28 protein-coding genes are annotated in these 25,954 nt (G+C 67.3%); 8 read left to right on the top strand and 20 right to left on the bottom strand.

Annotation, left to right across the window (positions count from 1 at the left end; all coding sequences use genetic code 11):
• Window position 1 precedes the first annotated feature (1 nt).
• Window positions 2-1,195: a cation:proton antiporter gene (locus BST42_RS18420; RefSeq protein ID WP_083120735.1), complete on the bottom strand. Its 1,194-nt coding sequence runs from the start codon at window positions 1,193-1,195 to the stop codon at window positions 2-4.
• Between the two features lie 13 nt (window positions 1,196-1,208).
• Window positions 1,209-2,090 (bottom strand): polysaccharide deacetylase family protein, encoded by an 882-nt coding sequence (locus BST42_RS18415; RefSeq protein ID WP_083120734.1) that lies wholly within the window; start codon window positions 2,088-2,090, stop codon window positions 1,209-1,211.
• A gap of 149 nt (window positions 2,091-2,239) precedes the next feature.
• Between BST42_RS18415 and BST42_RS18410 the strand changes: the two genes are divergently transcribed.
• The gene (locus BST42_RS18410; RefSeq protein ID WP_083120733.1) at window positions 2,240-2,800 is read left to right on the top strand and encodes a hypothetical protein; all 561 of its coding nucleotides are present in this window, start codon (window positions 2,240-2,242) and stop codon (window positions 2,798-2,800) included.
• Window positions 2,801-2,828: 28 nt separating this feature from the next.
• Window positions 2,829-3,830, top strand: coding sequence for an NAD(P)H-quinone oxidoreductase (locus BST42_RS18405; RefSeq protein WP_083120732.1), 1,002 nt, complete (start codon window positions 2,829-2,831; stop codon window positions 3,828-3,830).
• On the opposite strand, the gene phoH2 is transcribed toward BST42_RS18405, so the two are convergent.
• The 4 genes from phoH2 to BST42_RS18385 all read right to left on the bottom strand — a co-directional run bounded on the left by phoH2 (window position 3,808) and on the right by BST42_RS18385 (window position 8,918).
• The gene (gene phoH2, locus BST42_RS18400; protein WP_435406046.1) at window positions 3,808-5,094 is read right to left on the bottom strand and encodes an RNA 5'-3' helicase PhoH2; all 1,287 of its coding nucleotides are present in this window, start codon (window positions 5,092-5,094) and stop codon (window positions 3,808-3,810) included. The genes BST42_RS18405 and phoH2 overlap by 23 nt on opposite strands.
• A gap of 218 nt (window positions 5,095-5,312) precedes the next feature.
• Window positions 5,313-6,140: an acyl-ACP desaturase gene (locus tag BST42_RS18395; protein WP_083120730.1), complete on the bottom strand. Its 828-nt coding sequence runs from the start codon at window positions 6,138-6,140 to the stop codon at window positions 5,313-5,315.
• Window positions 6,141-6,210: 70 nt separating this feature from the next.
• Window positions 6,211-7,677, bottom strand: a complete 1,467-nt coding sequence (locus BST42_RS18390; protein WP_083120729.1) for a glycine hydroxymethyltransferase — start codon at window positions 7,675-7,677, stop codon at window positions 6,211-6,213.
• A gap of 23 nt (window positions 7,678-7,700) precedes the next feature.
• Window positions 7,701-8,918 carry a DUF885 domain-containing protein gene (locus BST42_RS18385; RefSeq protein ID WP_083120771.1) on the bottom strand — a complete coding sequence of 406 codons (1,218 nt, stop codon included), beginning with the start codon at window positions 8,916-8,918 and terminating at the stop codon, window positions 7,701-7,703.
• Between the two features lie 30 nt (window positions 8,919-8,948).
• Between BST42_RS18385 and coaA the strand changes: the two genes are divergently transcribed.
• Window positions 8,949-9,887 carry a type I pantothenate kinase gene (gene coaA / locus BST42_RS18380; protein ID WP_083120728.1) on the top strand — a complete coding sequence of 313 codons (939 nt, stop codon included), beginning with the start codon at window positions 8,949-8,951 and terminating at the stop codon, window positions 9,885-9,887.
• Here coaA and BST42_RS18375 read toward each other — a convergent pair.
• The 5 genes from BST42_RS18375 to BST42_RS18355 form a co-directional block, all read right to left on the bottom strand.
• A complete protein-coding gene (locus BST42_RS18375) occupies window positions 9,884-10,309 on the bottom strand; it encodes a hypothetical protein (RefSeq protein ID WP_083120727.1) in 426 nt (141 codons plus the stop codon). The genes coaA and BST42_RS18375 overlap by 4 nt on opposite strands.
• Window positions 10,310-10,319: 10 nt before the next feature.
• Window positions 10,320-10,709, bottom strand: coding sequence for a hypothetical protein (locus BST42_RS18370; protein ID WP_083120726.1), 390 nt, complete (start codon window positions 10,707-10,709; stop codon window positions 10,320-10,322).
• Entirely contained in the window at window positions 10,706-11,128 is a 423-nt protein-coding gene (locus tag BST42_RS18365) for a hypothetical protein (RefSeq protein ID WP_083120770.1), read from the bottom strand. Before BST42_RS18365 ends, BST42_RS18370 begins: the two co-directional genes overlap by 4 nt.
• A gap of 69 nt (window positions 11,129-11,197) precedes the next feature.
• Entirely contained in the window at window positions 11,198-12,568 is a 1,371-nt protein-coding gene (locus tag BST42_RS18360) for a hypothetical protein (protein WP_083120725.1), read from the bottom strand.
• Entirely contained in the window at window positions 12,568-13,365 is a 798-nt protein-coding gene (locus BST42_RS18355; protein WP_083120724.1) for a (2Z,6E)-farnesyl diphosphate synthase, read from the bottom strand. The genes BST42_RS18360 and BST42_RS18355 overlap by 1 nt, the downstream gene beginning before the upstream one ends.
• Before the next feature lie 55 nt (window positions 13,366-13,420).
• Between BST42_RS18355 and trhA the strand changes: the two genes are divergently transcribed.
• Window positions 13,421-14,161: a PAQR family membrane homeostasis protein TrhA gene (gene trhA / locus BST42_RS18350; RefSeq protein ID WP_083120723.1), complete on the top strand. Its 741-nt coding sequence runs from the start codon at window positions 13,421-13,423 to the stop codon at window positions 14,159-14,161.
• A gap of 4 nt (window positions 14,162-14,165) precedes the next feature.
• On the opposite strand, the gene BST42_RS18345 is transcribed toward trhA, so the two are convergent.
• The 4 genes from BST42_RS18345 to mca are packed head-to-tail and all read right to left on the bottom strand — an operon-like array spanning window position 14,166 to window position 17,689.
• Window positions 14,166-14,534 carry a nuclear transport factor 2 family protein gene (locus tag BST42_RS18345; protein ID WP_083120722.1) on the bottom strand — a complete coding sequence of 123 codons (369 nt, stop codon included), beginning with the start codon at window positions 14,532-14,534 and terminating at the stop codon, window positions 14,166-14,168.
• Between the two features lie 11 nt (window positions 14,535-14,545).
• A complete protein-coding gene (locus tag BST42_RS18340; RefSeq protein WP_083120721.1) occupies window positions 14,546-16,546 on the bottom strand; it encodes a thioredoxin domain-containing protein in 2,001 nt (666 codons plus the stop codon).
• A complete protein-coding gene (locus BST42_RS18335; RefSeq protein WP_083120720.1) occupies window positions 16,530-16,820 on the bottom strand; it encodes a hypothetical protein in 291 nt (96 codons plus the stop codon). Before BST42_RS18335 ends, BST42_RS18340 begins: the two co-directional genes overlap by 17 nt.
• Window positions 16,817-17,689 carry a mycothiol conjugate amidase Mca gene (mca, locus tag BST42_RS18330; RefSeq protein ID WP_083120719.1) on the bottom strand — a complete coding sequence of 291 codons (873 nt, stop codon included), beginning with the start codon at window positions 17,687-17,689 and terminating at the stop codon, window positions 16,817-16,819. The genes BST42_RS18335 and mca overlap by 4 nt, the downstream gene beginning before the upstream one ends.
• Window positions 17,690-17,840: 151 nt before the next feature.
• Here mca and BST42_RS18325 point away from each other — a divergent pair, with 151 nt between their 5' ends.
• The 3 genes from BST42_RS18325 (at window position 17,841) to BST42_RS18315 (ending at window position 19,673) form a co-directional block, all read left to right on the top strand.
• The gene (locus BST42_RS18325) at window positions 17,841-18,275 is read left to right on the top strand and encodes a DUF4307 domain-containing protein (protein ID WP_083120718.1); all 435 of its coding nucleotides are present in this window, start codon (window positions 17,841-17,843) and stop codon (window positions 18,273-18,275) included.
• 231 nt (window positions 18,276-18,506) lie between these two features.
• A complete protein-coding gene (gene greA / locus BST42_RS18320) occupies window positions 18,507-19,001 on the top strand; it encodes a transcription elongation factor GreA (RefSeq protein ID WP_071950063.1) in 495 nt (164 codons plus the stop codon).
• A gap of 12 nt (window positions 19,002-19,013) precedes the next feature.
• Window positions 19,014-19,673, top strand: a complete 660-nt coding sequence (locus BST42_RS18315; protein WP_083120717.1) for a GPP34 family phosphoprotein — start codon at window positions 19,014-19,016, stop codon at window positions 19,671-19,673.
• Here BST42_RS18315 and BST42_RS18310 read toward each other — a convergent pair.
• From BST42_RS18310 to BST42_RS18290, 5 genes are all read right to left on the bottom strand, one after another.
• Window positions 19,665-20,837, bottom strand: coding sequence for a cystathionine gamma-synthase (locus BST42_RS18310; RefSeq protein ID WP_083120716.1), 1,173 nt, complete (start codon window positions 20,835-20,837; stop codon window positions 19,665-19,667). The genes BST42_RS18315 and BST42_RS18310 overlap by 9 nt on opposite strands.
• A 27-nt stretch (window positions 20,838-20,864) precedes the next feature.
• Window positions 20,865-21,494 carry an Rv1078 family RDD domain-containing protein gene (locus BST42_RS18305; RefSeq protein WP_083120715.1) on the bottom strand — a complete coding sequence of 210 codons (630 nt, stop codon included), beginning with the start codon at window positions 21,492-21,494 and terminating at the stop codon, window positions 20,865-20,867.
• A gap of 14 nt (window positions 21,495-21,508) precedes the next feature.
• Window positions 21,509-22,171: an Rv1078 family RDD domain-containing protein gene (locus tag BST42_RS18300; RefSeq protein ID WP_083120769.1), complete on the bottom strand. Its 663-nt coding sequence runs from the start codon at window positions 22,169-22,171 to the stop codon at window positions 21,509-21,511.
• 137 nt (window positions 22,172-22,308) lie between these two features.
• Window positions 22,309-23,703, bottom strand: coding sequence for a cystathionine beta-synthase (locus BST42_RS18295; RefSeq protein ID WP_083120714.1), 1,395 nt, complete (start codon window positions 23,701-23,703; stop codon window positions 22,309-22,311).
• 33 nt (window positions 23,704-23,736) lie between these two features.
• On the bottom strand, window positions 23,737-24,786 hold the full coding sequence (locus BST42_RS18290) for an alpha/beta hydrolase (RefSeq protein WP_083120713.1): 1,050 nt from the start codon (window positions 24,784-24,786) through the stop codon (window positions 23,737-23,739).
• Window positions 24,787-24,977: 191 nt separating this feature from the next.
• Between BST42_RS18290 and BST42_RS18285 the strand changes: the two genes are divergently transcribed.
• Complete coding sequence (locus BST42_RS18285; RefSeq protein ID WP_083120712.1) at window positions 24,978-25,943, top strand: SGNH/GDSL hydrolase family protein; 966 nt, start codon at window positions 24,978-24,980, stop codon at window positions 25,941-25,943.
• Window positions 25,944-25,954 lie beyond the last annotated feature (11 nt).

The raw sequence follows: 25,954 nt of genomic DNA, 5'->3' as shown, positions 1-25,954 counted from the left end.
GCTAGGCGGCCGGCCGGCAGCGTGAAATCCCAAGGGGTGCAGTGACGCTGTGCACCAGCAGGCTCAGCGTCACTGCGATTACGCCGGCTTGGGTGAGCAGGTCGGGATGCTGGATCTCGCCACGCTCGATCACCAGCAGGCCCAGCACCACAGTGCCGATACCCCTCGGCCCGAACCAGCCGACGAACAGTCGGCTGTAGGCGGGTAGATCGGTGCGGATCAACGCGACCAGCACCGCGACCAAGCGCACCCCGAACAGCGCCACGATGCAGAACAGCACCACTCGCCAACTGGCGTGCTGCCAGGCGTCGATCACTGCGAACGCGCCGAACATCGCGAACACCAGCAACTCCAGCAGTTGTGCGGTGGCATCCGTTACCTGGTTCGACACTTGGGTGTTGCTGCGTCGCGCCACGACCGCGAACGCCAGACCGCCGGTGAAGGCGGCGACGAACCCGCTGGCGTGCACCCGCTCGCCGAATTCGAAACAGATCAGCGCAATGGCAAGGGTGGCCAGCTGAGCCCAGGTGTCGTTCATCCACTCCCGCCGCCGCGACCACGCGATCACCACCGCGCCAAGCAGTCCGACGGCCGCCCCGATCAGCAGCGACACCAGTTCGGTTCGCACGATGAAGAAGGTCCAGTCCCGCGGACGTTCGTCGGTGTGCGCCGAGGCCAATGCGAGTGCGGCCAGCAGCACCGCTAATGCAAAGCCGTCGTAGAAGCCGCTCTCGACCGACAGCGCGTTGCGCACCCGCTCCGGAATCCGGCCGTCCTCGGTCAGCGCTTCGATGAGCGCCACCTCGGTGGGCGCCACGATCGCAGCCAGGCACACCGCCTCCCACCACGGCAGCACCGGCAGCAGCGCGGCCGCGGTCAGCGTTCCCAGCACGAGAGTCAGCGGTATGCCGATCACCAGCAGCCGGAAGGTGACGTGCCCACGCCGCAACACCTTGCCCGGATCCAGCTTGGCCGCCTGGTTGAACAGGATCACCGTGAGCGCGAGCTGCGCCAGGATCGTGTAGCCCTCGGTGCCAGGGCCGGCTTGCAGCAGGTTGAAACCGAAGGGGCCGAACAACATTCCCAGCCCGACGAAGATCAACGCCGGCGCGACGTACCACCGACCGACCAGGCCCGACACCACGGCGTAGCCGAGCACCAGCAGGGTGAGGACGAACGAGGTGGCGGTGTGCACCTACACGCGCCGACTATGCGCCGTTGTTGGAGCCGCCGGAGTTGGCCCCCGGGATGTCGGTGATCGGAATGTTCGGCATCGGCTTGGGCGACGGGGTCGCAGGCAGGGTCGGGATGTCGCTGGCCGGAATGTCCTGGAGCTGATTGGCCGGCGGCCCGTTGTCGCGGCTGCCGTACACGCTTCCCGGCGCGCGGGGTCCGAGCATCTGGCTGACGGTCACCATGTGGTAACCGTTGGCCTTGAGCACAGGGATGAACTGCTCGACAAGGTCCACGGTCGACGAATAGACGTCGTGGAGCAGCACCACCGAATTGGGCTTGATCTGGGTCATCAGCATGTAGCGGGTGGCTGCGGTGTTGGAGTCGTTCATCCAGTCGAAGGGGATCACGTCCCACAGGATCGCCGCCAACCCGTACTGGGCGGCGATCGCATTGACGGCGTCGTTGGTCAGCCCGCCGGCAGGCCGCCACAGCTTCGGGGTCTGACCGGTGGCCGCCTTGATCGCGTCGTTGGCCTTACTGAACTGGGCCGGCACATCCTCGATCGGGATCGTGGTCATGTTCGGGTGTTCCCAGGTGTGGCTGCCCAGCTCCATCCCGGCGTCGACGACCCGTTTCGCACCGGCCGGGTTGGCGGCCACCTTGTTGCCGATCTCGAAGAAGGTGGCCTTGGCGTCGTTGTCGTTGAGGATGCCCAACAGCCGGTCGGTGTACGGCGAAGGCCCATCGTCGAAGGTCAGCGCCACACATTTGACCACCGAGCAGTCGACGGAATCGGCCTTGGCCACCTTGACGTGTCCGGTGAAACCCCCGATCACGACGACGGCCACGCCCGCGACGGCACCCACAACGGTCCGCAGGTAGGACCAGGACAGGCTGTCGGGGCGGCGTGGCACGCGACTGATTTTACCGGTCCACGCTGCCTGGTCCCTGTCACCGCCGCCGCTGGGGGCTAGCGCTACCGGGGAGGTGTGGCTAGCAGCGTGGTGACCCGGCGGCACGGCGGGCAGGGTTGACCGCAACAACCTAGGAAAAAGGAGCGGTCATGAGTTCAAAGGTTCGCGAAGATCTCGTCCTGTCGCATGCGAAGGTGACCGCCGACGTGCAGGCGCCGTTCGACCACGTCGACATCGCGCAGTGGCTGAAAACCCTTCCCACACATGAATATCAACGATGCGCGCCCGGAGACCACAAGGCGGCCGGCTATACCGTCGACGACGACGGCACACCGATGTCGATCAACGTGGAGATGATCGGCACCGGATTGGTGGTGCAGCAGTACCGCTTCGAAGTCGCCGGCCCGCACTATTGCCGCATGGTGTCGCTATCCGATGTCCTGACCCCCCTCGGGTGGACCAACACGCAGGTCATCTGGGAGCTGAGGATGGAACAACTCGACGGTGATCACTGCCGTTACACCAATACGGTCACTTCGCATCCCACCGAGCATTTCCTGGATTTCATCGCTCAGCACGGCCAGACCTTCGCCGAGGCCGCGGCGGCCCGCCAGGACGCCTCGGGACGGCACTGCCTCGTCGAGACACCGCTGTATGCCCAGAGCATCGCGCGTCGGGCCGCCGAACTGGCTGCCAGCGCCGCTGCCTAGCCCCTCCCATCCATCAGAAGGAGCGCTCATGCCGTCCGCAGTGCTGTTCGATCACCCCGGAGACCCAGACGTCCTGCAGTGGCGACCGGTGGAGCCCCTGAATCCCGGGGCCGACCAGGTGGTGATCGGTGTCGCGGCAGCCGGGATCAACAATGCCGACCTGCTGCAGCGGCGCGGCCGCTACCCGGTGCCGGCGGGTGCGCCCCGCCCGCTCGGACTCGAGTGCGCAGGCACCATCCTCGCCGTGGGGTCCGCTGTGACCGCGTGGTCACCCGGTGAGCAGGTGTGCGCTCTGCTCGACGGCGGCGGCTATGCCGACCAGGTTGCGGTGCCCGCCACCCAGGTCATGCCGATCCCGCGAGGGCTGAGCCTGGTCGAAGCCGCCGCAGTCCCCGAGGTGGCCTGCACGGTGTACTCCAACCTCGCCATGGTCGCCGGTCTGACCGGTGGGCATAACGTGCTCATCCACGGTGCCGGCGGTGGGATCGGGAGCTTCGCGATTCAGTGGGCCCGCGCGATCGGTGCGCACGTCCTCACCACCGCGGGTAGCGATGCCAAGGCACAGGCAGGCCGTGACCTCGGGGCGCAGGTCGTGATCAATTACCGGAGTGAGGATTTCGTGGCTGCCACCCTGGCCGCCACCGGCGGCCAGGGTGTCGACGCCATCCTCGACGTGGTGGGCGCGGACTACTTGGCGCGCAACCTGCAGAGCCTCGCATCGGATGGGCACCTGGTCATCATCGGCGGGTGCACAGAGCCGACGCTCCTGGATATCGGCGTGCTCATGGCCAAGCGGGCCAGCGTCACCGCCACCATGCTTCGAGCCCGTCCGGCCGATCAGAAGGCCGCAATCGTCGCGGGGGTCATCCGCGACGTGTTTCCCCTATTCGAAACTGGGGCCATCCGCGCAGTCGTCGACACCGTCGTGCCGCTGTCCGATGCCGCACAAGCTCACCGGCTGCTGGAGTCCGGAAAGACTGTCGGCAAAGTCATCCTCGACAACCAGGTCAGGGCAGGGCGCCGGGGCTGATCTCCTCGAGCATCTCGGTGACCAGTGCCGCGATCGGCGACCGTTCGCTGCGCATCAGCGTGATGTGGGCGAACAGCGGGTGGCCCTTGAGCTTCTCGATGACCGCGGCCACGCCGTCGTGACGACCGACCCGCAGGTTGTCGCGCTGCGCGACGTCGTGGGTCAGCACCACTCGCGACCCGCTGCCCAGCCGCGACAGCACGGTCAGCAGCACGTTGCGCTCCAGCGACTGCGCTTCGTCGACGATCACGAACGAGTCGTGCAGCGAACGGCCGCGGATGTGCGTCAGGGGCAACACCTCGAGCATCCCGCGGGAGAGCACCTCTTCCAGCACGGCCGGCGACGCCAGGCCTTCGAGGGTGTCGAAGACCGCCTGCGCCCAGGGGCCCATCTTGTCGCTCTCGCTACCCGGCAGGTAGCCCAGGTCCTGGCCGCCGACGGCGTACAGCGGGCGGAACACCACGACCTTGCGCTGGGTGCGGCGCTCCAGCACCGCCTCGAGACCCGCGCACAGTGCCAGGGCCGACTTGCCGGTGCCTGCCTTGCCGCCCAGGGAGACGATGCCCACTGATTCGTCGAGCAGCAGATCGAGGGCGACGCGTTGTTCGGCGGACCTTCCCCGGAGGCCGAACACTTCGCGATCACCCCGCACCAGCTGGACCTTCTTGTCCGCGTTCACCCGGCCCAGCGCACTGGAGTTGGCACCGAGCATCCGAACGCCGGTGTGGCACGGCAGGTTACGGGCCTCCTCGAGATCGATCTCGCCGTCGGCGAAGATCGTGTCGACGTCCTCGGGGGCCACATCGAGCTCGGTCATACCGGTCCAACCCGACGTGATCACGTCCTGGGCGTGGTACTCGTCGGCCAGCAGACCGACGGCGCCGGCTTTGACGCGCAGCGGAATGTCCTTGCTGACCAACGTGACTCGCTTGCCCTCGGCAGCCAGGTTGGCGGCGACGGTCAGGATCCGCGTGTCGTTGTTCTCGGTACGGAACCCGGACGGCAGCACCGACTGGTCGCTGTGGTTGAGTTCGACGTTGAGCGTTCCGCCTTCTGTGCCAATGGGTATCGGCTGATCCAAGCGACCGTGTTCCAGACGGAGATCGTCGAACAACCGCAGCGCCTGCCGGGCGAACCAACCCAACTCGTGGTGGTGGCGTTTGGCTTCCAGTTCACTGATGACCACGAGCGGTACCACCACTTCGTGTTCGGCGAACCGGGTGCATGCCCACGGGTCGGACAACAGAACTGAGGTGTCGAGCACATACGTCCGAACGGGCGACTGCGAATCGGTCACTGGGCGCTCCTCAGGTTCACGCGGTCCCCGCGAACCCCTCGGCGGACACTGCGGCACCAGGACCGGGACCAGTCCTGTCGTAGTCGAAACGATAGGTACCGCCCGGACAGCAGAGCATGTCGCTAGCCATCGAAAGTGACGCTACTCCGGTCCCAGCGCGCTCGCCGATTAGGCGCGCGGGCGCGTCAGGCGCGAACGATTTTCTTCAGTACCGCTTCGTCGCCGAGACCCCACGCCTCGATGCGACCGGTGACCACCTTGCGGGACGCGGCGTAGTCGAAAATGCCGGCTGCCGCGACGTTCTGCAGCTTCTCCTGGTACTCCCAGATGTCACCGCCGACCAACCCGAAACCGGCCGCGCGGCGGGCGATCGCGTTGATGGTCGAGTCCCGGTGGGTTTCCAGGCAGTGCGCGACGAGGTTGGCGAAGAACTCTTCGTGCCGTTCCTCGTCGGCGGCGATCCGGCCGACGAGACCTTTGAGCACCGGCTCGTCGATCTTGGCTTCGAGATTGCGGGTGAACACCGCGTGCGCGCGCTCGTAGAGCGCCATGAACGCCAGCGTCTCGATCTGGGTGAAGTTGTCGGCCCGGTAGCCGCGCATGACGTGGTTGACGCGGACGTCCTCGTTGGCGGTCGGATCGAAGTTGCGGGTGACCACGAGGTAATTCCGCAGCGCGATGGCGTGCAGGTTTTCCTCAGCAGTCCACCGGCCCAGCCAGCGGCCCCACTTGTCCTCGAGGATGAAGTGCTCGACGAGTTCGCGGTGATACCCGGCGAGGTTGTCCTTGGTGATCAGCAGGATCTCGCAGGCGTCGACCACGTCCGAGGGCAAGGTGACCTGGGCGGGCTCCCAGTCCTTACCGCCCAGGAAGGCGAAGTTCTCGCCCTGGTCGAACGGGACGTAGTCATGGCCGTACCACTCATCGGCGGTGGCCAGATAGCGAACCAGATTGTCAGCGACAACCGGCTCGAGTTCGAGCGTCAGCGCATTCGCGACAGGTTTCTGTGCCATGAAGTAACTGTAACTCAAAGACACGGGTGTTTGAAAACCCGGCCACCGGCGTTTCGCCGGCCCAATTTCCCTACAGCGTCAGGCCTGGGTACAGCGGATTGGCCGCCAGCATCTCGGCGGCGGCCGCATGCACCCGATCGGCGGTGCCGTCGGCCAGCTTGTACTTGGCCTTCGAGGAACCTTCGGCCTCGGTGTTGGTGAGCACCTCGACCACCAACTCGGCGACCCGGTCGAACTCGGACGGACCGAACCCGCGGGTGGTCAACGCCGGCGTACCGAACCGGATGCCGCTGGTGTACCAGGCGCCGTTCGGGTCGGACGGAATCGCGTTGCGGTTGGTGACCACGCCGGAATCCAGCAGGGCGGATTCCGCCTGGCGGCCGGTCAGCCCATAGGACTGGACGTCGAGCAGCACCAGATGATTGTCGGTGCCGCCGGTGACCAGCGTCGCGCCGCGCTTGAGCAGACCTTCGGCGAAGGCCTTGGCGTTGTCGGCGATCCGCTGGGCGTAGGCCTGGAACGACGGCTGGCGCGCCTCGGCGAGCGCAACAGCCTTGGCGGCCATGACGTGTGACAGCGGCCCACCCAGCACCATCGGGCAACCCTTGTCGACGGCGGGCGCGAACTCCTCGGTGGCCAGTACCAGACCACCGCGCGGGCCGCGCAGCGACTTGTGCGTGGTCGTGGTGGTGACGTGGGCGTGCGGCACCGGGTCCTCGTCGCCGGTGAAGACCTTGCCTGCGACCAACCCGGCGAAGTGCGCCATGTCGACCATCAGGGTGGCGCCGACCTCGTCGGCGATCTCGCGCATCGTGGCGAAGTTGATCCGCCGCGGGTAGGCCGAATAGCCGGCCACCAGGATCAGCGGCTTGAACTCCTTGGCGGCGGCGCGAACGGCGTCGTAGTCGACAAGGCCGGTTTGAGGATCGGTGCCGTAGCTGCGCTGGTGGAACATCTTGCCCGAGATGTTGGGCCGGAAGCCGTGGGTGAGGTGACCGCCGGCGTCGAGCGACATTCCCAGCAGTCGCTGGCTACCGAGCCGGGCGCGCAGCCGCTCCCACTCGGCCTCGGAGAGGTCGTTGATGTGCTTGACCCCCGAATCGGTCAAGGCGGGCGCCTCGATCCGGGTGGCCAGGATGGCCCAGAACGCGACCAGGTTGGCGTCGATACCCGAGTGCGGCTGGGCGTAGGCGTACGGGGCGCCGAAGAGTTCGCGCGCATGCTCGGCGGCCAGCGACTCGACGGTGTCGACGTTCTGGCAGGCAGCGTAGAACCGGTGCCCCACGGTGCCCTCGGCGTACTTGTCCGAGAACCAGGTGCCCATGGTCAGCAGCACGGCGGGTGAGGCGTAGTTCTCGCTGGCGATCAGCTTGAGCGAATCCCGTTGATCGGCAAGCTCTTTGCGGGTCGCATCGGCGATCCGCGGCTCGACGGACTCGATGACCTGAAGCGCCGCCCGATAGGCCTCGCTGGCGGTGGCGGCGTAGTCGGCGCCCGGGGCGGGGACGTGCGTCGAAATCGTCGAGTCTGCGGTCATGCCCCAAGCCTATCCGGCCCTGCTCAGGCCCTGTCGACCCGCAACGCAGATGGGATCAGCGGCTCGTCGAGCAGCCTGCCGAACCGTTCGGTCAGGCCCACCTCGGCCGGCCGGTCGTCGAGCCAGCCCCGCAGCAGGCGATACCCCTCGACGTAGGTGCTGGTGTAGGCCCGCCAGAGCGGCGAGGACAGGAACCGCAGCATCTGCCGGGCCCGGGTGTCGTCGACCAACAGCCAGCGCTGCAGGAAGACGACCACGTCGTCGACGTCGCGGTGCTCGTCGTGCAGCATCAGCGCCGCGTCCTGGCGGACATCAGCCAGCGCCGCCGTCGCTTCCGACAGCGCCTCGGCGCGCTCGCCGTCGAATCGCAGCCCCAGATCGGCGTAGATATCTGCCGCCCAACTCCCCCACCCCGGCCCGACGGCCGCATAGAGCGCCAGGTCGGCCAGGCCCTCGGCCATCAGGCATTGCGGGGTGTTGACCAGAAAGATGGTCTGCTCCTGCTGGTCCTGGCCGGCCACCAGCCCGGCCTCCTTGCGGCAATGCTCGGTGTGGTGGCCGGGATAGGACTCGTGGGCGACCAGCCGGGGCAGGTTGGCCATCTGCTGTTTGAGGTCGGCGTTGACTGCGACCGTCGAGGTGTAGTTGCCGTTGTAGTAGTTGAAGCCCGACCAGGGCTTGTCGGTCACCACCTCGTAGACGATGGTTTCGGTGTCGGGCAGCGGGTAGGTCGCCCGCACCGTGTCGCGCAGCGCGCTGGAGAACGCGTGAATGCACTCCTCGAGACGTTCGGGCGGGATCTCGTCGGAGCGGCGGTGTGCTTCCATCCGGTCGGCCAGCGGCCCGCTGCCGCCGAGCACCTCGTCGATGCGGGCGTGGGCGGCCCGGTAGCGCTCCGGATCGCCGCGGCTGATCTCGACGTCGAAGTAATTGCGCACCTCGTCGACGAAGCCCACCTCCTCGCCGGCGAACTTGCGCGCGGAGAACTGCAGGGCCCGCAGGTGCGCGCCGATGAAGTCGGCCCGCTGGTCGGTGAAGCCACCCGTCCGGGGAACATCGGGCAATTCGGCCAGCAGCCGGTCGGCGTGGCGGGCCAGGTCGTCAGGCTCGGGTGCGGGCTCGTCGGCGACGGCGCGGCGCAACTCGGGATCGCCGGTGAAGGAGTCGACGTAGCCTTCCTCGATACGGTCGAACCGCAAACCGAGGGTTAAGTAATCGCGGATGAGGGTGCCGGGCTGCATGTCCACCAAGCTAACTGCAAGACTGGCACCATGGCGCGGCTGAGCGAACCCAGCCCTTACGTCGAGTTCGACCGGAGTCAATGGCGTGCCCTGCGCATGTCGACTCCGTTGAAGCTCACGGAGGACGAACTGGTTGGGCTGCGCGGCCTTGGCGAGCAGATCGACCTGCTCGAGGTCGAAGAGGTCTACCTTCCGCTGGCCCGGCTCATCCACCTGCAGGTGGCCGCGCGTCAGCGACTGTTCGCCGCCACGTCGGAGTTCCTCGGTGAGCCGCAGCAGAACCCGGACCGGCCGGTGCCGTTCATCATCGGTGTGGCAGGCAGCGTGGCGGTCGGCAAGTCCACCACCGCCCGTGTGCTGCAGGCACTTCTGGCCCGCTGGGAACACCATCCCCGCGTCGACCTGGTCACCACCGACGGCTTCCTGTATCCCAACGCCGAACTGAACCGTCGAAACCTTATGCATCGCAAGGGTTTTCCGGAAAGCTACAACCGCCGCGCGCTGATGCGGTTCGTGACGACAGTGAAGTCCGGCGCCGATCAGGTGTGCGCCCCGGTGTACTCACACCTGATCTACGACATCGTCCCCGGCGAGAAGCACGTCGTCACCCACCCGGACATCCTGATCCTCGAGGGACTCAACGTCCTGCAGACGGGTCCAACCCTGATGGTGTCGGATCTGTTCGACTTCTCGGTGTACGTGGATGCCCGTATCGAGGACATCGAGAAGTGGTACGTCGACCGGTTCCTGGCGATGCGGGCGGGCGCGTTCGCGAACCCCGCCTCGCACTTCCATCACTATGCGGGGCTGACCGATACCCAGGCCGTTGCGGCAGCCCGGGAAATCTGGAGTTCGATCAACCGGCCCAACCTGATCGAGAACATCCTGCCGACCCGCCCGCGGGCAACGCTGGTGCTGCGCAAAGACGCCGATCATGCGATCAACCGGCTGCGCCTGCGCAAGCTCTAGTTGTTCTGCGGCACCCCGGTGAGCGGGTTGAGCCGCAACACCGGCAGCGGGAACTCGAACTCCGCCTCGGCGCCGTCCGGATCGGAGTAGATGCCCACGCTGTAGACGCCCGCGGAGTACACGGTGATCGGCAGGTGGTGGGCGAAGACCCGGAACTTCACCGGCACGCCGGGGTTGTCGGGCCACTGCCAGGCGAACTCCAACAGCCCGACCCGCTCACCCTCGGGCGATTTCGCGACGATGAAGCGGCGCGGCTCATAGTCGCTGCCGCCCTGGGTGTGTACCGCCAGCACCAGCGGCACGGTGATCTGCGAGGGCAGGCTCTCCACGTAGCAGCTCGTCATCGGGAAGCCCTCCGCGGTGACTCCGCCGGCTTCTTCCAGGACCGCCTTGCGCGCGGCGGCGAACGCTACGACATGCATGGCCGCAACCCTATTTGATGCGGCGCACCCCGAGGTACTGCAGGTCGGCGAACACCAGGGTGTACACGCCGCTGCCCAGCGTCGCGACCACACCCGCGGTGGTCAGGTCGAGCTCGATCACCGCGACCACCGCCGCGACGGTGAAGACCAAATTTGCGATCGCGGTGGCGATGCCTGCGGTCCGCACCCGGCGCAGGCCCGCGGCGAGGAACACCACCACGGCGTAGACGACAAAGACCGCCCCGGTGGCGAACTCGGCCGCCTTCGAGAAGCCGGTGACCCCGGAGATCGGTCCGGCCGCGGCCATCAGGACGATGCCGCACAGCCCGGACAGGACGGCGTCGACCCGCATCGCCATGCGCAACAACGAATCCGACGTGGTGGACAGGGTGGTGGTCATGCGTGTGCCTCCAAACGGCGAACTCCGAGATATTGCAGGACCGCGAAGGTGGCGGTGTAGAGCCCACCGGCCAGCGCGGTGATTGATCCGAACGTGGTCAGCGGCAGTACCGCGGTCTCGGCGAGCGCGATGAAGCCGACGGTGCTCACGACGTTGAACGCGACGAGTCCGGTGCCGACGCGGCGAAGGTCGGGTGAGGCGGCCAGCGCGTAGACGACGAGCCCGCACAGGACGAACGCGGCGCCGGCGATGTAGCCCTGCGCCGAGGTCAGTCCCGTCAGCCGACCCAATGGGTCAGCCATTGCCGCGAAGGCCAGCCCGAGCACGCCGGTGAGCGTGGCGTCGACGCGCATCGCGAAACGCAGCAGCGAATCTTGTGAATCGGAGAACGGATGGTTCCCGGTGGTTATGGCGGTCATGGTCATCACGGTGCTCGCCGAGCACTGCCAGATCGACGCCTGGCACTGCCATGTGCTGCCACGTGCAGCTCAGGAGTGCGAAACCGCCGTCTGCGAACGCAGGTCCGCGGCGATCAACCGCGCAGCGGCGTTCTGCCAGTTGTGCAGCGAGCGTTGCGGCACCTCGGTGACGAACCACTGCCACGCCTGCCTGGCGACCGGGTCCAGGCCGGCGGCGGTGGCGTTCTGGGCGTACGCCCGCACCCCGACGACGTACGGGAAGTACAGCGAGTTGTAGTAGCGCCAGTGCTCCGTCGTGCCGAACTCGCCGCCGTCGCGGGGCTTGAGCCTGGCGATGTGATCGGCCAGCAGCGCCTTGAGTTCGTTGGCGCGCTCCACCGGCTGGTCGGCCGCTCCCCGGGCGGCCAGCCGTTCGTCGATGACCGGCAGCTGTGTCAGTGGACTGGCGACGAGTTTGGACAGATCGCCGTAGTGGCCCAGCGCGCGACGGGTCAGCCGCGCGAAGGCCTCGTCGTCGAGGGCGTCCAACGGGTTCACGGCGACCAGCGGCAGCGCGGCCTCCGCGCCACGCAGGGCGGCGCGCTCGGCACGAAGCCGCGGCGACCGCGAGAAGGCCAGCCGGTCCAGCAGCCCGGCCAGCGGGTCGGCCAGCACGTTGATGGCGATGGCGACCGCGAGGCTGGTGAACAGCAGTGCGGTCAGCGCGGTGCGCCCCGGGCCGTCGGCGCCGGTGACCGCCATCCCGATCAGCGCCTGCCCGCCGAACAACACCGCCACCACCGCTGAGGCGATGAACGACCGCAGCATGTCGGCCCGCAGTGCCTGACCTTCGTCGAACGCATCCCACAACGCGACCGCCAACCCCAGCAGCAGCACGTCAAAACCGGTGGACGCCAACGCGAGCCAGCTCGGCACCAGGCCCAGGGGGATCACCAGGATCGCATTGCCCAGCGCGAAGAACAGCGTGGCGATGACCACCACACCGGCGACCCGGCCGGGCTGCGCGGCCCGGCGTACGGCAGCCACCGTGGCACCGAGTGTCGACACCGAGATCACCGCGAACATCACCCAGTGGCCGGTCCGCAGCGGGCCCTCGACCGAGCCGGCCAGCACGGCGCCCACCACGGTGACGGCGGCGACCACGCCGACCAGGCTCAGCTCGGTGGCGCGGCCGCGCCACGTGTCGGTCGGCCGGGCCAATTCCAGGACGACGGCGAACCAGGCCACCCCGGGCACCGCGACAAGATAGATCTCGATCTGGCCGAGCAGTTGGGCGTGCGCGACGCTGACCACCCGCACCGCATCCAGCGCCACCACGGCGGCGAATCCGCACAGCCCCACCGCGGCCAATGCGAGCACCGCCTTACGCGGATCACGTGCCAGCAGATACAGCCCGAGCCACCAGCTCAGCGTGAACACCACTGCTGACAGCGCGGCCATCACATGCCGAATCGGCGATGTCTGCGGCTATAGGCGCGCAGCGCGCGCAGGAAGTCGACCCGGCGGAACGCCGGCCAGTGCGCCTCGGTGAACCACATCTCCGAGTAGGCGCTCTGCCACAACAGGAAACCGGACAGCCGCTGCTCCCCAGACGTCCGGATCACCAGGTCGGGATCGGGCTGTCCGGAGGTGTAGAGGTTCTCCGAGATGCCGTCGATCGTGACCGACTCGATCAGCTGTTCCGGGCTGGCGCCGTTGGCCAGCTGCTTGCTCAGCAGCGCGCGCACGGCGTCGACGATCTCCTGCCGCCCGCCGTACCCGACGGCGACGTTGACGTGGAATGCCGCGGTCGACGCCAGCGGCGCGGTGCTGTCCACGGCGTCGCGCAGCCGTCGCGCCGGCTCCTCGCCGAGCAGTTCCAAATCCCCGACGGTCCGCACACTCCAGCGGTTGACCGGTGCACAGATCTGCTCGACGACATCGGTGATGATCTCGATCAGCTCGGACAATTCCTGCGGATCGCGCTGCAAATTCTCGGTGGACAACAAGTAGACCGTGGCCATTTCGATGCCGGATTCGGCGCACCAGCGCAACATTTCGGCGATCTTGGCCGCACCCATCCGATAGCCGTAGGCGACGTCGTCGTGACCAGCATCACGAGCCCAGCGCCGGTTGCCGTCGCACAGGACGGCGATATGGCGGGGTAGCTGGGACTTGGAGCGCGCCAGCTCCTGGCGCAGCCGCATCTCGTAGAGCCGGTAGGCCGGATCCTTGAGGCGCGGGGGAATGATCTCCACGACAAACCAGACTACTGTGACGAGCAGCTACCCCCGGTCGCGATGTGGAGGTGACATGACCGCAAGAGTCGAGACTGCAGACGAGGCTCAGCAGCCATCCCCCCGCGACTACGCCGAAGACTTCCCTGCAGCTGTCGTCGACGCCGCCGTCGAGTTCTTCGGAAAACCACGGCTGCGAGGCTGGATTCACGTCTATGCCGCCGTCATCGCGGCGATCGCCGGTGCCGCCCTGGTGTCGGTGTCGTGGTCGGTGGAATCGACACGGGCCGGCGTCTCCACGCTGATCTACACGCTGACGATCGTGGCGATGTTCACCGTCAGCGGCACCTATCACCGGGTGAACTGGACGTCGCCGAGCGCCCGTAAATGGATGAAGCGGCTCGACCACTCGATGATCTTCATCTTCATCGCAGGCAGCTACACGCCGTTCGCGATGTTGGCGCTGCCCGAGAAGAGCGGCGCGATCCTGCTGACCATCGTGTGGAGCGGAGCGCTGGCCGGTGTGCTGCTGAAGTGCTTCTGGCCGTCGGCACCGCGGTGGGTGGGCGTGCCGCTCTATCTGCTGCTGGGCTGGGTGGCGGTGTGGTTCATCGTCCCGATCATGAACGGCGCCGGGATCGCCGCCATGGTGCTGCTGGTCGTCGGCGGGTTGTTGTACAGCGTGGGCGGGGTGCTGTACGCGCTGAAGTGGCCCAACCCGTGGCCGACGACGTTCGGGCACCACGAGTTCTTCCACGCCTGCACCGCGGTCGCGGCGATCTGCCACTACATCGCGATGTGGTTCGCGGTCTTCTGAGCTTTCAGCCCAGCTGGGTGACGTTCTCCGGGCCCCAGTAGGCCTTCATCGAGGTGATCTCGCCGTCGGTGTTGAACGCCATCACCTCGATGACCTCGATCCGCATCGCGCCCGCGACCGTGAGGGCGAACATGAACGCCGCCTCGGTACCACCGGCGCGGAACGACAGCAGTTCCGATTTCACCTCGGCGCCTTCGACGTTCTTGTAAAAGCCCTCGATCGCCTGCCTGCCGATGTGGACTTCGCCGCAACCGACCGGATCCTCCAGCGTGGCGTCCTCGGCGTACAGCGCCGCGACGTCGGCCGCTTTGCCCGCGGCGACGGTGCTCAGGTAACGGTTGACCAGGGCTTCGAGATCGAGGGCATCGCTCATGGCCGCAAAGGCTACACGGACACACCCAGCGCGTCGGCGAGTTCCCTGGCTCCTGTCACCGGCAGGTCACAGGTCCGGCCGCGACACACGTAGGCGGCATCGTTTCCGGCGATCCGGTCGCGGCCTTCCAGCAGCGCGGAGGAGTTGACGGGCCCGCCGACGACGATGGCGCCGCCGGGCGCCAATTTCCGTGCGGCGGAAAGCAATTCAGAGTCAGGTCCGGCGCTGGCGACAGCCACTTGCAGCGGACCGCGCACCGCCGCCTCGGCGACCGCAAGCCAGTGACCGGCCGACCTCGGTGCGCGAGCCAGCAATGCCGAATGCGCCGACAAGGTGGCCTCGGCGGCCTGTCCGTAGCGCGCCGCCCTGTCGGCGTCGACCAGATGCGCGGCGATCAGCAGCGCCTCGGCGATCAGCGAGGCCCCGGCCGGGGTGACGTTGTCCAGCGCGTCGGCGGGTCGGACCATCAGCTGCTCGGCGTCGTCCGCGGTGTCGAACCAGCGGCCCGGACGATCGGGGTCGGCGAAATGCCGCAGCGCGATGTCGAGCAGATCGGTGGCGCTCGCCAGCCACCCCGCCTCCCCGGTGAGCTGGTGCAGCGTCAGCAACCCGGTGGCCAGCGCGGCGTGGTCCTCGAGGATGCCCGCGCTGTCGCCCACCACGCCGCCGAGGCTGGCCCGCCGCAGCCTGCCGTCGACGATGTGGCTGTCCAGCAGGACTCGCGCACACCGGGTCGCGGCTGTCAACAGCGGTGGAACATCAAGGGCCACACTGGCTTCGGCGAGCGCGGTGATAGCCAAGCCGTTCCATGCGGTGACGATCTTGTCGTCGCGCGCCGGCTGCACCCGCGTCGAGCGGGCGGCCAGCAATGCCAGCCGGACGCGCTCGAAACGCTCCGCGTCGTCCGGGTCGGCGAGCAGCTGCAGCACCGACGAACCATGCTCGAAGGTGCCGCTCTCGGTGACCGCGAAAAGGCTTGCCGCCCAGGTGCCGTCGCCTTCCCCGAGCACTTCGGTCAACTGCGCCGGTGTCCACACATATGTCGAGCCTTCGACACCCGCGGCGTCGGCGTCCAGCGCCGAGATGAACATGGCGCCGTCGGCGAGGTCGTTCAGCAGGAAGCCGGCGGTCTCGGCCGCGATCCGGAAGGCCAGCGGATCGCCCGTGCGTCTGCCCCAGTGCGCGTACGCCCGCAGCAGCAGGGCGTTGTCGTAGAGCATCTTCTCGAAGTGCGGCACCACCCAGTCGGCGTCGACGCTGTAGCGGGCGAACCCACCGGCCAGCTGGTCGTAGATCCCGCCGCGAGCCATCGCGGTGCCTGTCCGAACGACAGCGTCCAACGGCAGCGGCGAGCCGGTGCGCTCGTAGGCCCGCAGCAGCGCCTCCAACAACGCCGACGGCGGAAACTTGGGGGCCCGCCCGAAGCCGCCGCGCTCGACGTCCTCGTCGCGCAGGATCGCCAGGACGGCATGGTCGCACAACGCGGGCTCGATCTCCGGCCCGCCGTCGGGCAGGCCCGTGGCCATTCGCCGCAGCTCCCCGGCCACCTGATCGGATGCCTCTTCGACCTCCTCGCGGCGCGTCCGCCAGGTCTCGGACACCGCGTCCAGCAGCTGCAGGAACTGCTGCTTGGGGTAATAGGTGCCGCAGAAGAACGGCCGGCCGTCGGGGGTCAGGAAGCAGGTCATCGGCCAGCCGCCCTGGCCGGTCATCGCCACTGTCGCGTTCATGTACACCGCGTCGAGGTCCGGCCGCTCCTCGCGGTCGACCTTGATGCAGACGAACTGGGCATTCGCCACCGCTGCGACGTCCTCGGACTCGAAGGACTCGTGGGCCATCACATGGCACCAATGGCAGGCCGCATACCCGACCGACAGCAGGATCGGCGCATCCCGACGCACGGCCTCGGCCAGTGCCTCAGGGGTCCACTGCTGCCAGTGGACCGGGTTGTCGGCGTGCTGACGCAGATAGGGGCTGGTCGCGCTGCCGAGGGTGTTAGCCGCCGGGCTCATGCGGTGGTGTCGTGGTCTCACGCTCGGTGCCGGCGGTGCCGACGGTGTCATCGGTTGTCGCCGCGCCGATGGCTTCACCGTCGACCGGCTGCTCATCGAAACTCCTGGGCAGCTTCTTGAGATGCCGGTTCATCGACCACACCAGGATGAAGACGCAGATCAACAGAACGACGACGATCAGCAGGCCGAACGGGCTGGCCTTGCCGAAATCCGGGCCGGTGTTCTTGGGCGGATCAGCCAGCACCGACACGGCCGTCGTGAACAGGTCTCTCACTCGAAGATCTCGATTCCGGTGAACAGGTCGTCTTCAGGCAACTTGGCGGGCACCCGCGAACGAGCCAGTTCGAACTCCTCGGTGGGCCACAACCGCTGCTGCCACTCTATGGGCGTCGCGAAGAAGAATCCGTCCGGGTCGATCTGGGTCGCGTGCGCCTTGAGGGCTTCGTCGCGCTGGTTGAAGTACTCCGAGCACAACACCCTGGTGGTCACCCGCCCGGCGAAGATGTCGATCTCGGGGTCCCACTTCGCCAGCCAGCTGGCGAACGGGCCTTCCTGTCCATGCTTGGCGAACTCGTCCTGCAGCAGCTGCAGACGCGCCCGCAGGAAGCCGTGGTTGTAGTAGAGCTTGCTGACCGCCCAGGGTTCGCCGGCGTCGGGGTACAGCCGGTAGTCCGCGGCCGCCTCATAGGCGGCAACCGAAACCTGGTGGCAGCGAATGTGATCCGGATGCGGATAGCCACCGTTCTCGTCGTAGGTGGTCATCACGTGCGGACGGAACTCGCGGATCAGCTTCACCAATTCGCCGACCGGTTGCTCCAGCGGCACCAACGCAAAGCAGCCGTCGGGCAGCGGCGGCGGCGGATCGCCCTCGGGCAACCCGGAATCCTCAAATCCCAGCCAGTGGTGCTCGACCCCGAGGATCTCCGCGGCCCGGGCCATCTCGTCGCGCCGGATGTCGGCGATCCGCCCGCGCACCTCGGGCAGGTCCATCGCCGGGTTCAGAATGTCGCCACGTTCGCCGCCGGTCAGAGTCACCACCATGACCCGGTGGCCTTCGGCGGCGTACCGGGCAACGGTTGCCGCGCCCTTACTGGACTCGTCGTCCGGATGGGCGTGCACAGCCATCAGCCGCAGTTCGGTCACGTCTCCCCTGTACTCACTGTCTCGTCTTGGGCTTTCCCTGGGTCTTACATGCTGATGTAACAGCGACAGCACGCCCTATAGTCCAATAGTTCCATTCGGGGCGTGGATACCCGTAATCGAAGCCCGCTGACGAGAGACGCGACGCCAACCCATGACCGAAACTCCCCCGCCGCTCCCACATGAGCGTTACGGGCGCACCCGCCTGCCGGCGACAACCCGGCGGCGAGTGGCGTTCGCGCTGGGTGTGCTGGTGTTGGCCGCCGGGCTGGTGCTGGCTCTGATCGCCTACCAGCGCTTCGAAGGCAACGACGTCGAGGGCACGATCGCGGCATATCAGGTCACCGATGATCACACCGTCTCGGTGACGATCAGCGTGACCCGAAAGGATCCTTCCCGTCCCGTGCATTGCATTGTCCGAGTTCGTTCTCATGACGGCGACGAAACCGGTCGGCGCGAAATTCTGGTGCCTCCATCACAAGCGGCAACGGTGCAGGTCACCACATTTGTGAAGTCGTACAAACGACCATTCGTCGGCGATATTTACGGCTGCGGAACTGACGTTCCCGGATACCTCGTCGCGCCCTGACCGGCGACGGAAGGACCAACGGCGAACTGCGAAAGCATGAAGGCTGCCTGTCCTCGCGGTGGTAGACTAATTCGATACACGGTTCCTGCTGGGAGCCGTGTATTGCTTCATTGGCGCGTTTCATCGCGGCTCTTCGATGGCAATACACGCGGAACCATCCGCATGTTCCCAGCAGCGACAACAGACTGCAACGCGAACATCGCGTAACCAACGAACGAGGAGCGCAGCGAGATGACCGATACCCAGGTGACCTGGCTGACCCAGGAGTCGTACGACCGCCTCAAGACTGAGCTGGATCAGTTGATCGCCAACCGTCCGGTCATCGCCGCCGAGATCAACGACCGTCGTGAAGAGGGCGATCTGCGCGAGAACGGCGGCTACCACGCCGCGCGCGAAGAGCAGGGCCAGCAGGAGGCCCGCATCCGCCAGCTGCAGGAGCTGCTGAACACCGCCAAGGTGGGCGAGGCACCCAAGCAGTCCGGCGTCGCGCTCCCCGGCTCGGTGGTCAAGGTCTACTACGACGGTGACGAGTCCGACACCGAGACCTTCTTGATCGCCACCCGCCAGGAGGGCATCGACCACGACAAGCTCGAGGTCTACTCCCCGAACTCCCCGCTGGGTGGTGCGCTGCTCAACGCCAAGGTCGGCGACACCCGCGAGTACGCGGTGCCGAGCGGCAAGACCGTGAAGGTCACGCTGGTCAGCGCCGAGCCCTACCACTCGTAACCTCTCTCGCGCGTGGCGCGCATCGCCGAAGACCTTCTGCTGCTGCTGCTCGACAATGCCGCGGCACAGCCTGCCGTGGAGCCGGCCCGGCTGCAACGGCTGTTGGCCGCCGCCGTGCTGCTGGACCTCGCCTACGACTGCCGGGTCCGGCCCGCGATACCAGGTGAACCCGTCCCGGCCGACCGACTGGTCGCGTTAGCCGGGCCGCCTCCCCTGGATCCGGTCGTGCGCCCGGCGCTGGCCCTGCTCGAACAGGCCCCGGTCAGCGCGGGCGAGGCGATCGGCAAGTTGCGCAAGCAGATCGAGGACGGCGTGATCGACCAGCTGCTGCGCACCGGCCAGATTCATCAGATTGCGTTGTCGCAGAATCGGTTTCGCAGGAGTACCTATGCCTGGCCGCTGGCCAGCAGGGCGCGGGTGGACCGGGCCCGATCCGCCATGCTGTCCGCCCTGTTCGACGGCAACCGCCCCGACCCGGCCACGGCGACGATCATTTCGCTGCTGCATACCGTCGGCGCACTGGGCGCGGTGTTGAGCCTCAACGACCGTGGCTGGCACTGGGTCTGCGATCGAGCCAGCGAAATCGCCAGCGGCACATGGGTTGACGATGCCAAGATGGCCGAAGTCAATCTGGCGGTGACGACCGCCGCGGTGCGGCCCGCACTAGTTTAGGGCTTGCTCGAGGTCGCCGAGCAGATCTGCCGGGTCTTCGATCCCGACCGAGAGGCGAACCAGGTCCTCTGGCACCTCGAGCTGCGATCCGGCGGTCGATGCGTGCGTCATGGCGCCGGGATGCTCGATCAGCGACTCGACCCCGCCCAGCGACTCGGCGAGGATGAAAACTTCGGTGCGCGAACACAACTGGCGTGCCGCGTCGATGCCGTCGCGCATCCGAACCGACACCATGCCGCCGAATCCGCTCATCTGCCGCGCTGCCACCTGGTGCCCGGGATGCGACGGCAGGCCCGGATAGAGCACCTGGCTCACCGCATCGTGCTCAGCCAGGAATTCGGCCACTTTCGCGGCATTCGCGCTGTGCCGCTGCATCCGCAGTTCCAGGGTCTTCAGACCCCGCATCGTCAGATACGCGTCGAACGGGCCGGGCACCGCGCCGGCGCCGTTCTGCAGGAACGCGAACTTGGTGTCCAGCTCCTCGTCGTTGGTGACCAGCGCACCGCCGACCACGTCGGAGTGTCCGCCGATGTACTTCGTCGTCGAATGCAGCACGATGTCGGCGCCGAGATTGAGCGGCTGCTGCAGCGCCGGTGAGGCGAAGGTGTTGTCCACCAACACCTTCTGGCCGCCGACAGCCGCGATCTCGGCGATCGCGGCAACGTCGGCGATCGATAGCAGCGGGTTGGTGGGCGTCTCGACCCAGATCAGCTTGGTGGCAGCGGTGATGGCCGCGCGCACCGCATCGAGGTCGGACAGTGCCACCGGCGTGTGCGCAACCCCCCACTGGGTGAATACCTTGTCGATGAGCCGGAAGGTGCCGCCGTAGGCGTCGTCGGGGATGACCACGTGATCGCCGGGACGCAGCACCGCCCGCAGTGCGCAGTCGGTGGCGGCCATGCCCGAACTGAACGCGCGTCCGCAGGTGCCGTCCTCAACCGCGGCGAGCACCGCCTCCAGCGCGGCGCGGGTCGGATTGCCCGTGCGGGCGTATTCGAAGCCACCACGCAGGCCGCCGACACCGTCCTGCGCGAAGGTGCTGCTGGCATAGATCGGCGCGTTCACCGCACCGGTCGCGGGATCGGGACGGTATCCGGCGTGGATGGCCCTGGTCGCGAACCCCTGGGCCCGGTGCCGGTCGGCGGCACTTCGTTGCTCACTCATCGGTTTCGAGCCTAACGGCTCGAGACATCAGAGCGGCACGCACACCGTCGTCATGATTTTATCGGCGAGCGTCTGCCGTTTGGCGTCCCACAACGGGAACAGGTAGCCGATGTAGCAGATGATCGCGTCGACGAAGTGGGCGATCTGGCGCACGATCGACATCCCGAAACCGATCGGCTGGCCGGTCTTTTCGCTGATCACCTTGAACTTCAGCACCGACTTGCCGATGCTCGACCCGGTGGTGCCCTGCCGGTAGCCGTAGTTCCAGACCCAGAACGCCAGGCTGGCGAGCCCGAACACGAACGACAGGATCAGGCCCAGCGTGGACGGCTGCGAGGTGCAGTAGACGCCGTAGCTGTTGTCGACGCTGCTCGAGGTGCAGTTGTTCTCGCCGGTGGCGACCATCAGACCCTGCCCGACTCCGGACAGGATCGCGATCGGGAGGGCATCGATGATGAAGGCGCCGACCCGTTTGATCCACGGGGTGTACGCCTCCTTCGACAGCACGCCGGCGCCAGGCGGAGGCGGCGGCGGATAGTTCCCCGGCGGCGGAGGCGGGTAATTCCCCGGCGGCGGATAGTTCCCCGGCGGAGGCGGCGGATAGTTCCCCGGCGGCGGGGGCGGGTAGTTACCGGGAGGAGGGGGCGGTTGCGTCATCGAAAGTCCTTTGTCTACAGGGGGAGGCAGACGGTCGTCATGATTTTGTCGGCCAAGGTCTGGCGCTTGCTGTCCCACAGCGGGAACAGCACGGCGATCAGCCACACGATGCCGAGGCAGATGTAGGAAGCCACCAGGTACAGGATCTCGCGGACGAAGGACAGTCCGAAACCGATTGGCAGCCCGGTCTTTTCGCTGACCACCTTGAACTTCATCACGGATTTGCCGATGCTCGACCCGGTGGTGCCCTGGCGGTAGCCGAGGTTCCAGACCACGAACGCGATCGCGACCAAGCCCGCGACGACGAGAGCAAGCGTGCCGACTGTCGAGGTGCCCGACGCGCAGTAGTCAGCGGTCTCGTACTGCGACGTGTCGGTCACGCATTCGGTGTCCGTGGTGGCGATCACGACGCCGTACCCGATGCCCAAGATGATGTAGGCCGGGATGTAGTCGATCAGCCACGCGACGACCCGGGTGAACCAGGACGTGTAGGCGCTCTGCGGCAGCTGGGGAACCGGCTGACCAGGCGCGGGGGGGCCGCCGAAGGAAGCCCCCGGTGGCGGCGGCGCGTAACCGCCCTGGGGCGGTGGCGGCGGCGGATAGTTACCGGCAGGCGGCGGCGGGTAATTCCCCGGCGGGTAGCTTCCCGGCGGGGGGCCTGGCGGTTGTTCGGTCATGGCGCCTTCCACTTCGAGAGTGATCACCTGGGATAAAGCGGCCTAAATGTACCTGAGAAGTACCTGCGTATCGCGACAAAGCGCAATCTTCATCTGAGCGCAATACACCGCCCAAAGAATTTGTCCGAGAAACTACTTCAGCGTCGACGGGGCCCGTCGGACAGGAAACCGAGCAGATCGTGGCGGGTGATGACACCGACCGGCTTACCCTCCTCGACCACCATCAATGCGTCCCGCTCCCCCAACGACTTCGCCGCCGCACTGACCAGCTCTCCCGCACCGATCAACGGCAGCGGTGGGCTCATGTGCACCGCCACCGCGTCGGCCAGCTTGGCGCGTCCCTCGAACACCGCGGACAGCAGTTCTCGCTCCGAGACGCTGCCTGCCACTTCGCCCGCCATCACCGGGGGTTCGGCGCCGACCACCGGCATCTGGGACACGCCGTACTCACGCAGGATGCCGATGGCGTCGCGAACGGTTTCCGACGGGTGGGTGTGCACCAGGTCGGGTAGCGCCCCGGACTTGCCGCGCAGCACATCGCCGACCGTCGGCTCGACCACCGACCCGTCCAGCCGGGTCCGCAGGAATCCGTACGACGACATCCAGCCGTCGTTGAAGATCTTGGAAAGGTAACCGCGGCCACCGTCGGGCAACAGCACCACGACCACCGAGTCGGGGCCGGCCTCCTGGGCCACCTTGAGCGCGGCGACGACCGCCATCCCGCAGGAGCCGCCGACCAGCAGCGCTTCTTCACGGGCCAGCCGCCGGGTCATGTCGAAGGAATCCGCGTCCGAGACCGCGATGATCTCGTCGGGGACGGCCGGGTCGTATGCGGCGGGCCAGAAGTCTTCCCCGACACCCTCGACCAGGTAGGGCCGTCCGGTGCCGCCGGAGTACACCGAGCCCTCCGGGTCTGCCCCGATCACCTTCACCTTGCCGCCGGACACCTCCTTGAGATAGCGGCCGGCGCCGGTGATGGTTCCGCCGGTGCCGACGCCGGCGACGAAATGCGTGACCTTGCCCTCGGTGTCCGCCCAGATCTCCGGACCGGTGGTTTCGTAGTGGCTGGCCGGTCCCATCGGGTTGGAGTACTGGTCGGGCTTCCAGGCACCCTCGATCTCGGTGACCAGCCGGTTGGACACGCTGTAGTAGCTGTCCGGGTCGTCGGGAGCGACGGCCGTCGGGCAGACGACGACCTCGGCGCCGTAGGCGCGCAAGACATTGCGCTTGTCCTCGCTGACCTTGTCGGGGCAGACGAAGATGCACTTGTAGCCGCGTCGCTGGGCGACCAGCGCCAGGCCGACGCCGGTGTTGCCGGAGGTGGGTTCGACGATCGTCCCGCCGGGCTTCAACTGACCGCTGGCCTCGGCCTCGTCGATCATCTTCACCGCGATGCGGTCCTTGGCGCTGCCGCCGGGATTGAGGTACTCGATCTTGGCCGCGACCACCCCCGAGCCTTCCGGCACGACGGAGTTCAGTTGGACCAGTGGGGTGTGCCCGATCAGCTCGCTGATGTGCGACGCGATTCGCATGCCTACATCGTGTCAGGCGGCGAATCCGCGCGGCTAGCCGGTCGCTTCGCGGATGTACTCGCCGATCTGACGCAGTGAGCGTTTGGCTTCGGGGATGAGCGGTGCGGCGAGCTGGAAGTCGTGGATCTGGCCGGGCCACACCCGCACTTCAGTGGGGACGCCGGCGGCGGCGAGCCGACGCGCCGCGAGCCGGGCGTCGTGCAGCAGTACTTCCGATCCGGACACGTGGATCAGCGTGCGCGGAAGGCCGGGCTCGATGTGGTCGAGCGGCTCATAGACGCCCTCGGGTTCGCCGTCGACGATGTTCTTGGCCGCGGCTCGCGCGACCAGGGCGACCAGGGCGTCGAACGCCTTGGGCGGGAACATCGCGTCGGTGCGCATATTCGGGTGGGCCACCTTCTGCTCATGGTCGAGCTGAAGCAGCGGCGAGATGGCCACCAGTGCGGCGGGCTCCTCGCCGAGGGCCTGCAGCCGCTGCGCCAGGGTCAGGGCCAGATAACCGCCCGCCGAGTCCCCGGCCAGCACGATCTGGTCGGGTTCGTACCCGCGGGTCCGCAGCCACTGGTACGCGTCATAGCAGTCGTCGACGGCGTTGCCGATGGTGTGCTTCGGGATGAGCCGATAGTCGACCACCAGCACCGGCGAGTCGGCGAACTTCGACAGCGCGACCGAGATGCGGCTGTGCGAGTTCACCCCGCAGGTGAGGAAGGCGCCGCCGTGCATGTACAGCACGATGCGGCGGTTGCCGTCGGCAGGCAGGACGCCGGGCGCCCGGACCAGTTGCGCTGAGGCGTTCGGCAAACCGACAGTGGCGCGCACCGTGCCGGGGGTGGGAAGCAGCGCGCGGGCGACGAAGTCGACCAGACCGAACGGCCATGGCCAGTGCGGCACATGGCTGAGCACTGCCAACGTGGGCCACATGGTGGCACGGGTGCCCATCGAGACCAGCCGCGCGGCGACACTCGGGCCGCTCTCGACGACCTCGACCGGCGCTCCGTCGCTGACCGGGTACCGGCGCGGGCGACCGCCACCAGCGTGAACATGATGAGGGGCAGAAGCCCGGACCTTGCTGGGTGCGGTCATCGTCAACACTCCCTACGCCAATGTAGATACGTGTCCCGGGCCTGTTAGTTAAGCCCGGTGACTTAGCTTGCCATCTGCCTTACCTATAACAACTAACGATCTGATTTCTTACCGGATCTGATACCTGTCTGTAATCGCGGGGCCACTGTTGCGCCCCGAATTGACGCCCGAGCAGCACCTAAACTGGACTCGTGGGGATACGCGCTCCGCGGAAGTCAACGGCCGCGCTGGCAGCGGCGGGGGTTCTGGCCTCGACCGGAACCGCCGTCCTGGGTGCGCGCAGTTTGCTCACCGGTCAGGCCGACCAGGTCCGCAATGTGATTCCGAAGTCGTGGGACATCCCACCGCGGGCGGACGGTGTCTACGCGCCGGGCGGCGGCCCCGTCCAGCGCTGGGAGCGCGGGATGGAGTTCGACCTGCATCTGATGGTGTTCGGCGACTCGACGGCCACCGGCTACGGCTGTCGCAGCGCCGACGAGGTGCCCGGCGTGCTGCTCGCCCGAGGCCTCGCCGAGGAGTCCGGCAAGCTCATCCGGCTGTCGACCAAGGCGATCGTGGGTGCGACGTCCAAGGGCCTGTCCGGTCAGGTCGACGCGATGTTCGTAGCCGGGCCCCCACCGGATGCGGCCGTGATCATGATCGGCGCCAACGACATCACCGCGCTCAACGGGATCAGCCCCTCGGCGCGCCGCCTGGGCGCGGCGGTTCAGCGCCTGCGTGCCTCCGGTGCGGTGGTGGTGGTCGGGACATGCCCGGATTTCGGCGTCATCAAAGACATCCCCCAACCCCTGCGATGGACGGCCCGTAACCGCGGCCTGCGGTTGGCCCGCGTGCAGGCGGCTGCGGTGCGCGCCGCGGGCGGGGTCCCGGTGCCGCTGGCGGATCTGCTGGCGCCGAACTTCCGGCAGGCGCCCGAGGTGATGTTCTCCGAGGACCGCTACCACCCGTCGGCCGCGGGATATGCGTTGGCCGCCAACCAATTGATGCCCGCGCTGTGCCATGCCCTCGGCGAGTGGACCGGTGTCACGGTGCCCGACCTGCCGTGGGCGACCAAGTCGGAGGTACGCGCACTGACCGACCGGCTCGGGCCGCTGGCACAGCTGCTGCGCCGCAGAACAACCGGGGTCCCCGCACCGATCGTGGTGACCGCGAGCTAGGTTCGTGTGCA

This window comes from Mycolicibacterium rhodesiae (assembly GCF_002086695.1).
GTDB classification, from domain to species: Bacteria; Actinomycetota; Actinomycetes; order Mycobacteriales; family Mycobacteriaceae; genus Mycobacterium; species Mycobacterium rhodesiae.
This window is presented reverse-complemented; position numbering and strand designations above follow the sequence as displayed.